Genomic DNA, 8,613 nt, shown 5'->3' on the forward strand with positions numbered 1-8,613 from the left:
CTCCTTATTCAGCTCTGTGGTGTTGAAGCGGGCGGGAAGGGCGCAGCATGGCCGCGCCCTTCTGCACAGCGGCGACAAAGGCGTCCACGTCCTCCCTTGTGTTTTCCGGGCAGAAGGACACGCGCAGCGTGCAGTCGCTCTGCGCGCGCGGCAGGCCGATGGCCGTCAGCACGGCGCTCTGCCTGCCCTTGGAGCAGGCCGAACCGGCCGACACGCACACGCCCTCGTCGGACAGGATGCGCAGCATGACCTCGCTCTTGCAGCCGTCCACGACGATGCTCTGTATATGCGGCACATCGCCGGGTACGGAAAAGCCGGAATAGGGCAGCGCGGCTGCCGCCCGCTCGCGCAGATACGCCGCCAGCGCCTGCACATGGGCGTTGTCCGCGTCCAAATGCGCCATGCGTATCTCGCACGCCTTGGCAAAAGCCGCGATCGCGGGCAGCGGCTCGGTGCCGGGACGGATGGCGCGCTCCTGCCCGCCGCCGGTCGTCAGGGGCGGCAGGCGCAGCCCTTTTTTGATATACAGCGCGCCCACGCCCTTGGGTGCGCCGATCTTGTGGCCGGATACGCTCATCAGGTCGCAGCGCCACTGGGCGGGCGTCAGCCGCAGGCGGGCAAGCCCCTGTACCGCGTCGATGTGGAATAGCGCACCGGGGCAGCGCTCCTTGAGCAGCGCGCCCAGCGCGGCCACCGGCTGTACCGTGCCCAGCTCGTTGTTGACCAGCTGGCAGGACAGCAGCACGGTGTCCTCGGTCAGCGCGCCGGCCAGTGTGTCGGCTGTGATGTGGCCGTGTCCGTCCGGCGCAAGCCGGGTGACGCGAAAGCCCTGCTGCTCGAGCGCTTTGACCGTCTCAAGCGTGGCCGCGTGCTCGATGGCAGTCGTGATGATATGCCCCTTTTTGTGGCGGTGCAGGTGCGCCGCGCCGCGCAGGGCGATGTTGGCGCTTTCCGTGCCGCAGGAGGTAAAGCAGGTCTCCTCGGGCAGACAGCCCATCGCCGTCGCGACCGTTTGGCGGCAGTCCTCCAAAAGCCGCGCGGCCGCGCGCCCCATTTGGTGCAGCGAGGAGGGGTTGCCGTAACCCTCACACATCGCCCGCACGGCGGCCTCGGCCGCCTCGGGCAGCACGCGGGCGGTGGCGGCGTTATCCAGATAATGCACGATGATCTTCTCTCCTTTATTCGATACGCCCTTATTTTACAACGCAGCGCCCGCTTTTACAAGATGAAACCGTGTAATTCGGCATTGAATCTCCCAGACGGCTATGCTATACTTGAGACGTATGGCGTGCCGGAGCGCGTCCGTTTTACAGAAAGGAATGGAACACTATGCCGTGTAAAGTGATTCTTGGCGCCCAGTGGGGCGACGAAGGCAAGGGCAAGTTTATTGATATTTTCGCTGAGGGAGCCGATCTTGTCGTGCGCAGCCAAGGCGGCAACAACGCCGGGCATACCGTTGTTGCGGGCGGGGAGCAATATAAGCTCCAGCTCATCCCCTCGGGCATCCTGTATCCGAACTGCGTCAACATCATCGGCCCGGGCGTAGTCGTCGACCCGCGCAATGTGTTGCGCGAGATCGACGGGCTGACCGCCAAGGGCATCTCGTGCGATAAGCTGTTCATCGACGCGCGCGCCCACTGCATCCTGCCGTGGCATCTGGCGCTCGACGCGCTGAGCGAGGCCGAAAAGGCCGAACAGGGTACGGCCATCGGCACGACCAAAAAGGGTATCGGCCCGACCTACATGGACAAGGCCGAGCGCAGCGGCATCCGTATGCATGATTTTGTTGACGAGGTGCGGTTTGAGAGCGTCATGCGCGAGGCCTGCGCCCGCAAAAACCGTGTTATCACCGGCGTGTACGGCGCGGAGCCGATCGACGCGGACGCGGTCATCGCGGAATACCGGGTCTACGCCGACCGGCTGCGCTCGATGGTGCGCGACACGAGCGTGATGACCTACGAGGCCGTTCAGCAGGGCAAGGAGGTGCTGTTCGAGGGCGCGCAGGGCACGCTGCTCGATCTGGACATGGGTACTTACCCATATGTCACCTCGTCTCATCCGGTGGCGGGCGGCTGCTGCATCGGCTCGGGCGTCGGCCCGACCGCGATCAGCCAGGTCATCGGCATCTTCAAAAGCTACACCACCCGCGTCGGCGAGGGGCCGTTCCCGACCGAGCTGTTCGACGAGACCGGCGATTACATCCGCAAGGCCGGCGGCGAGTTCGGCACAGTTACCGGCCGCGCGCGCAGAACGGGCTGGTTTGACGCGGTGGTCGCGCGCTACGCGGTGCGCGTCAACGGACTGACCGATGTGGTCATCAATAAGATCGACCCGCTGCGCGGCCTGCCCAAGCTCAAGGTGTGCGTGGCCTACCGGCTGAAAAACGGCCAGACCGTAACCGAGCTTCCGGCCAACTTTATGGAGCTGGAGGGCTGCGAGCCGGTTTATGAGGAGTTCGACGGCTTTACCGAGGATATCACAGGCTGCCGCTCGTGGGACGAGCTGCCCGCGGCCGTGCAGGACTATATCCGCCAGCTTGCGCGCATCATCGGCTGCAAGATCACCATGCTGGGCGTCGGCCCGGCGCGCGATCAGGTGATCACACTGGCGTAAATGCAAAGCGCGGTGCAAAACAGCGATCGTGAGAAAACGAGTGGAAAAGAGACATTTTTCACTCGTTTTCTTTATGCGGCGCGCATGGTCATAGTTTGGCGCACAGACATATTCTGAAGAAAAAAGGGGTGCTTCGGCATGAGTCATCAAACGCATACGCGGCATAGCCGCGACAATTTCAAAAGCAGATGGGGCTTTATTCTGGCCTGCATCGGCTCGGCGGTGGGCATGGGCAATATCTGGCGCTTTCCGATCATGGTGCATCAGTTCGGCGGGCTGACCTTCCTCCTGCCGTATTTTCTGTTCGTCGCGCTGATTGGTGCGTCGGGCGTGATCGAGGAGTTCTCCCTCGGACGCTGGGCCGGGGCGGGGCCTGTGGGCGCGTTCGGCAAATGTACAGCGACGCGCGGCAGCAGGCGCGCGGGCGAGACGATCGGCGCGCTGCCTATCATCGGCTCGATGATGCTGGCGATCGGCTATACGGTCGTGCTGGGGTGGATATTCAAATATTGCTTTATGGGCATCAGCGGCAGCCTGTTTGCGCTCGGCACAGACATGGCCGGCATCGGCGGCGCGTTCGGCGCGACCGCGCCCGAGGCCGAGACACTGGGCGGGGCGCTGCGCATGATGGTCGACGGCGGCCTCGTCGGCGTGGGCAATGCGCTGTGGCAGCTGGTGGCGCTGGTGGTGTCGCTGGGCATCATGGGCATGGGCGTGGCCGGCGGTATCGAGCGGGCGAACAAGATCATGATGCCCGTGCTGTTTGTGCTGTTCATCGGGCTTGGCGTTTACATTTTCACGCTGGACGGCGCTGCCGCGGGCTACCGGTATATTTTCACGCTGCGGCCAGCCGGTCTGGCGCGGCCCGAGGTATGGATATACGCCTTCGGGCAGGCTTTCTTCTCGCTGTCGGTTGCGGGCAACGGCTCGGTCATCTACGGCTCTTATCTGTCCAAGGAGGAGGACATCCCCGGCTCGGCACGCAACGTCGCCGTGTTTGACACGCTGGCGGCCTTGCTCGCGGCGCTCGTCATTCTTCCCTCGATGGCGGTCATGCTGGGCGAGGGCATCAACGAGGTCAGCGGCGGCCCCGGCCTGATGTTCGTTTATCTGGTCAATGTGTTCAACGGTATGCCCGGCGGGCGGATCGTCGGCATGGTGTTCTTCATTTGCGTGCTGTTTGCGGGCGTGTCGTCGATCGTCAACCTGTATGAAGCGCCCGTTGCCTTTTTGCAGGAAAAGTGCGGGCTGCGCCGCATCGCCGCGGTGACGGCCATCGGCGCGGCGGGCGGCATCGTTTCCATTCTGATCCAGCCGTGGACGTCTCAGTGGATGGATTTGGTGTCCATTTACATCTGTCCGCTGGGCGCGCTGCTGGCCGGCGTCATGTTCTTCTGGGTGCTGGACAAGGAGACCGCGCTGGATGCGGTGCGCGAGGGCGCGAAAAGGCCGCTCGGCGGCTGGTTCTACCCGCTGGGCAAGTATGTTTACTGCGTGCTGGCGCTGCTCGCTCTCGTGGCCGGCGCGGTGTACGGCGGCATCGGCTGAGACGGACGCGGCCCAAGTCCCTGCGCGGCGGCATAGCTGTCATACAGAAAGGGAGTCTCGTCATGAAACAGAAAGTAAATTACAGCTGGCTGGGGAGTCTCCTGCTTATTTTGCTGTCCGTGGTCTGCCTGCTTGTTGTCGTAGTGCGCAACGAGCAGGCGGTTCTGTCCTTCCCCATCCAGCAGCGATTTTTGGGGGAGTACAGCCGCAATGGGATAACATGGCATCCGCTGCGCAGTGATACCGAGCTTTCCGCGCTGGACGGCGACCTGATATTGCGGGGGCATTTCAGCTACGATATCGGAGAGGGCGGGCGGCTTTACTATTATCAAAACCACATCGGCGTGACCTTTTACCGCAACGGCACGCTTTTGCAGGGGGACACAGTATCGGAGTTTGCCAGAGAAGGCTGGGCGCTTCAGCCCTCGATGTGCGGCAGCGGCTGGAGCTTCCTCTTCTCACCGGGTATCACCACAGAGGATACGGTCGAGATACACCTGCACGACCCGCACAGCCACGGCAATGCCAGCGCTTACCGGGATTTTCTGAACACGCTGTACAATTCGCCCAATACACCGTATATTTTGGAGGCCTATCTGCGGCCGTATAGTATGCCGTTTCAAATCGCGGGCGCTGTTTATCATCGTCGCGCTGATGCTGCTGGGCGCGGCGCTGGCCTCGGGCGTGCTGCGCATCCTGATGGACGGCGCAATCGGCAAATACGGCCTGCTTGCGCTGTTTATGGGCGGCTTCGTGATACTGGACAGTGTGGGTATCTCCTTCCTCAGCGAGCTGGTGGTGTTCAACACCTACGGGCGGCAGCTTTGCATGATGCTGGCTGTTTACTGCATGGGCATGTGCACCCGTGACGTGCTGACCGGCAAGCGGCGCAAGGCCGTCGGAGCGGCCATGCTGCTCTCCGCGCTGGTCGACTGCGTGCTGGTCGCGGTGTCCTTCACCGGCGTGACGGTCATCTATGACACAGGCGTTTACTGGGCGGCCGTGCAGGTGCTGCTCTGCCCGCTGTTGATGGCCTGCTCCATTTTGGAGCTGTGTCGGGGCGCGGCCGAAAACCGCAGGATGCTGCTGGCCGGCGTGCTGCTGTCGGGCGCGGTGCTGCTGGATATCGCGGGCGTAGGCAGAAGCATCTACTCCAGCGGCAGCTGCACCAAGGCCGTGTTTGCGCTGCTGTTTGTGTGCGCTGTCGCAAGGGCGGTCAAGCGCATCATCATCGACCATCAGGCGTCCATGCGGACGGAAAGGCTGGAACGGGAGTTGGAGGGCAGCAAGGCAGCCCTCGCGCTGAGCCAGATCCAGCCCCACTTTATTTACAACACCCTTGGCACGATCGAGCAGCTTTGCCGCGAGGAGCCGGATACTGCCTGCCGGCTGGTGCGCAATTTCTCGCTGTATCTGCGCGGCAACCTCAGCGAGATGGACAATCCCGCGCCCATCAGCCTGTCGCGGGAGATCGAGCATACCCGCCACTATGCCGAGATCGAGCACATCCGCTTTCCCGATATGGAGATACGCTTTGCGCTGCAAACCGATGACTTTATGCTGCCCGCGCTGTCCGTGCAGCCGCTGGTGGAAAACGCCATCAAGCATGGCATTTCCGGGCTGGAAACCGGTGGCACGGTCACTGTTTCCGCCTATGAAACGGAAAAGGCGTACTGCGTATGCGTGGCGGATGACGGCGTAGGCTTTGACACGAGCCTGCCGCAAAACGAGCGCAGGCATGTCGGCATCCGCAATATCCGCCGGCGGGTCGAGGTCATGTGCGGCGGTACGCTGACGATCAAGAGCGCGCCCGGCAAGGGTACGGCGGCAACCATTACGATACCAAAGGAAAGGGGGGAGGAGCATGGTCGCCATCACAGCGGATGATGAGCGCCCCATGCTGACCACGCTGACGGCGGCGGTCACGGCCTCGCCGGATATTGAGGCGGTATCGGCGTTTACCACCTGCTCGGCCGCACTCGCGTGGGCGATGGACAACCCGGTGGATATTGCGTTTTTGGATATCAGTATGCGCGGTATGGGCGGCATTGCGCTGGCGCAGAAGATCACGGAAATACAGCCGGACTGTAAGATCATCTTTTGCACCGGCTATACGGAGTATGCGCTGGATGCCATGCAGATGCATGTTGCGGGCTATCTGCTCAAGCCGATCACGGCCGAGGCTGTGCAAAAGGAAATCGACCATATCAAGGGTGAGCGGGATAGGAAAAAGCTGCTGGCCGTCAAATGCTTCGGCAATTTTGAGGTGCGCGCCGGGGGCAGGCTGCTGAGCTTCAAGCGCTCCAAGTCCAAGGAGCTGCTGGCCGTGCTGGTCGACCGCAACGGCGCCGGGATAACGGCCAAGCAGATCTGTGCCAGAATATGGGCGGACGACGGCAGCGACAACAAGCATCTGAACTATCTGCACCAGCTTTTTGCCGACCTGCGCAGCGCACTGAAGGAGGCCGGCGCGGAAGCCGTTTTGCAGCAAAACGGACATAGCTACGCGCTGGATACCGAGCGGATCGACTGCGATTATTATCGGTTTCTCAAAAGCGGCAAGCCGGAATTTCACGGCGAATATATGGCCGGCTACAGCTGGGCGGAGGATACCTGCGGCCTGCTTTGGCAGCAATAAAGCTACATAAAGAAAAACGGAAAGGGCGGTTTGACGTTTGTCAGACCGCTTTTTTTCGCAGCGCAAAATAATTTTATAATTTTTCCAGTATACGGGTTATTTGTATTGCTATACGGGTTATTTGTAACGCTTTTGTCACGGCTGGTGTTTTATAATGCAACTATACATATCCTGGCGATGGAGGTGAGAGCTGGTATGAGCATATGGTGTGCGGCAAGGCAGACCGGCCCGCCGCGGGGCAGGGTGCGTAGGAGCGCCATTGATAACCAATCCAAGAAAATGAGGGGGAGATCAACAATGATACGCAAAATAACCGACAGGCTATTGTCCCTGCTGCTGGCGCTGTGCATGGTGGCGGGACTGCTGCCCACTGTTTTCGTGACAGCAGGTGCGGCAGACTATAACATCGGCTCCGGCGACGGGTTTAAGCTCAACGCCGACAGTTCGATTACAGCGACGTTTACCGTCAGCGACAATAATTTGGATATGAGGGGCTGGCTGCTCTGTCTGATGTCCAGCAAGCCGGCAGTCAACAGCGCTACGAATAAGCTTACGGATGCCAATAATGCCCATCCGTATTCTTATCGCAATTGTGCGTACTATTTCGCCGCTGACAGTACGGATAAAACAGGTCAAATCACGCTCACATGGGCGGCTGATGCCATGGATCAGAAGGGGAAGACAAAAACCCTTTCGCAGGTGATTAATGAGCAGGATTGGCATATCGTCATTGGCCCGAGACATTACAATACCGGGTGGGGAGACAGCGGCATTGGCGCGGGCACGGACGGCATCTGGGAAAACTGCGATTACTATGTCGGCGCCCAAAAGTGAGGTTCTGGTCGATACAAGCAGAGCCACTTTTGACCCGAGCAATGGTGAGCCTGTGGTAAAGTCGGTCGATGCGCCGCAAGACCCCACCTATAAGGACTACACCTTTGAAAGCTGGTACGACCAGCCCAACGGCTGGGGTACAAAGGCGAACGGCAGCTTTACGCTCGGCAATACCTACTACGCCCACTATACGAAGGACGGCAAGACCGTCTACACCCGCACGATGGACTTCACCGACGGCGCGGCCTTCACGCCGCCGGATAGCGGCGACGGCTATACGCTCGAGCGCAACAAGCAAGTCACCATCACAGAGAACGGCAGACCGACTGACTGGCAGACCGACTGCCTGACCCTCGATAATATTCTGGTGGACACCGTAGACCCGTATGGCATCAAGGTGCCGGGCGATAAGTATCCCGGTTTCTGCATTGACCTGCCTGCGGGCACTGAGAGCATAATCACAGGTGGTCGTGTCATTGTGACCGGTACCGCTGTTCCGCGAGTTGCCGGTTTGCAGGGTGGTAAGTATCTGCTTCTGACCGGTTCGGGCACGCTCAACGTCACCGGCAATGATATCATCAGCGATGACAATGGTAGTATGTATAGCACTATTTCCTACGGCATCTCAATGTCCAAAACGCTTGACGCCCAGTTAATCGTAGATGGGCCGACAGTCAATGCCAGCGGTGGTAAGGGACTGCACTCGACGAAGTGGTGGATGACATCGAGCGTCGGTATCCAGCCTTATATTTTTATGTTTAACGGCAAGCTGACTGCCCGCGGCAACGAGGTGGCAAGCAGGGGCAGCAATGGCACGTCGAATGGCATTACGATTTATGACGGCGAGTTCTATGCTTATGGAAATGACAGTGGTATCGGCGATGGAAGCGGAAGCAATATCACCACCTACGGTGGCAAGATATACGCCACCGGCAAGACGCGCGCAACCGCTACGTACATTTACGACAAGAGTATGAGCT

Annotated in this window: 8 protein-coding genes; 7 read left to right on the forward strand and 1 reads right to left on the reverse strand. The window is 60.4% G+C overall.

Annotated features, from left to right (window positions below):
• Nucleotides 1–4: 4 nt before the first annotated feature.
• Nucleotides 5–1,162 (reverse strand): cysteine desulfurase family protein, encoded by a 1,158-nt coding sequence (locus MR935_RS08450; protein ID WP_290572714.1) that lies wholly within the window; start codon nt 1,160–1,162, stop codon nt 5–7.
• Nucleotides 1,163–1,329: 167 nt separating this feature from the next.
• Between MR935_RS08450 and MR935_RS08455 the strand changes: the two genes are divergently transcribed.
• From MR935_RS08455 to MR935_RS08485, 7 genes are all read left to right on the forward strand, one after another.
• The gene (locus tag MR935_RS08455; RefSeq protein WP_290572716.1) at nt 1,330–2,613 is read left to right on the forward strand and encodes an adenylosuccinate synthase; all 1,284 of its coding nucleotides are present in this window, start codon (nt 1,330–1,332) and stop codon (nt 2,611–2,613) included.
• A 138-nt stretch (nt 2,614–2,751) separates the two neighbouring features.
• The gene (locus tag MR935_RS08460) at nt 2,752–4,161 is read left to right on the forward strand and encodes a sodium-dependent transporter (RefSeq protein ID WP_290572718.1); all 1,410 of its coding nucleotides are present in this window, start codon (nt 2,752–2,754) and stop codon (nt 4,159–4,161) included.
• A 62-nt stretch (nt 4,162–4,223) separates the two neighbouring features.
• Nucleotides 4,224–5,030 (forward strand): hypothetical protein, encoded by an 807-nt coding sequence (locus MR935_RS08465; protein WP_290572720.1) that lies wholly within the window; start codon nt 4,224–4,226, stop codon nt 5,028–5,030.
• Between the two features lie 379 nt (nt 5,031–5,409).
• On the forward strand, nt 5,410–6,048 hold the full coding sequence (locus MR935_RS08470) for a sensor histidine kinase (protein ID WP_290572726.1): 639 nt from the start codon (nt 5,410–5,412) through the stop codon (nt 6,046–6,048).
• Nucleotides 6,026–6,799 (forward strand): response regulator, encoded by a 774-nt coding sequence (locus tag MR935_RS08475; protein ID WP_290572722.1) that lies wholly within the window; start codon nt 6,026–6,028, stop codon nt 6,797–6,799. The genes MR935_RS08470 and MR935_RS08475 overlap by 23 nt, the downstream gene beginning before the upstream one ends.
• 297 nt (nt 6,800–7,096) lie before the next feature.
• Nucleotides 7,097–7,633 carry a hypothetical protein gene (locus tag MR935_RS08480; RefSeq protein WP_290572724.1) on the forward strand — a complete coding sequence of 179 codons (537 nt, stop codon included), beginning with the start codon at nt 7,097–7,099 and terminating at the stop codon, nt 7,631–7,633.
• On the forward strand, nt 7,614–8,613 hold a 1,000-nt coding region (locus tag MR935_RS08485), incomplete at its 3' end, for a hypothetical protein (protein ID WP_442863030.1). The genes MR935_RS08480 and MR935_RS08485, both read left to right, overlap by 20 nt.

It is taken from the genome of Agathobaculum sp. (assembly GCF_022775115.1).
In the GTDB taxonomy this organism is placed as follows: domain Bacteria; phylum Bacillota; class Clostridia; order Oscillospirales; family Butyricicoccaceae; genus Agathobaculum.

Bases quoted from the DNA above. Each gene is read 5' to 3' on its own strand.
- MR935_RS08455 (WP_290572716.1), top strand. From the start codon at position 1,330: ATGCCGTGTAAAGTGATTCTTGGCGCCCAGTGGGGCGACGAAGGCAAG.
- MR935_RS08460 (WP_290572718.1), top strand. From the start codon at position 2,752: ATGAGTCATCAAACGCATACGCGGCATAGCCGCGACAATTTCAAAAGC.
- MR935_RS08465 (WP_290572720.1), top strand. From the start codon at position 4,224: ATGAAACAGAAAGTAAATTACAGCTGGCTGGGGAGTCTCCTGCTTATT.
- MR935_RS08470 (WP_290572726.1), top strand. From the start codon at position 5,410: ATGCGGACGGAAAGGCTGGAACGGGAGTTGGAGGGCAGCAAGGCAGCC.
- MR935_RS08475 (WP_290572722.1), top strand. From the start codon at position 6,026: ATGGTCGCCATCACAGCGGATGATGAGCGCCCCATGCTGACCACGCTG.
- MR935_RS08480 (WP_290572724.1), top strand. From the start codon at position 7,097: ATGATACGCAAAATAACCGACAGGCTATTGTCCCTGCTGCTGGCGCTG.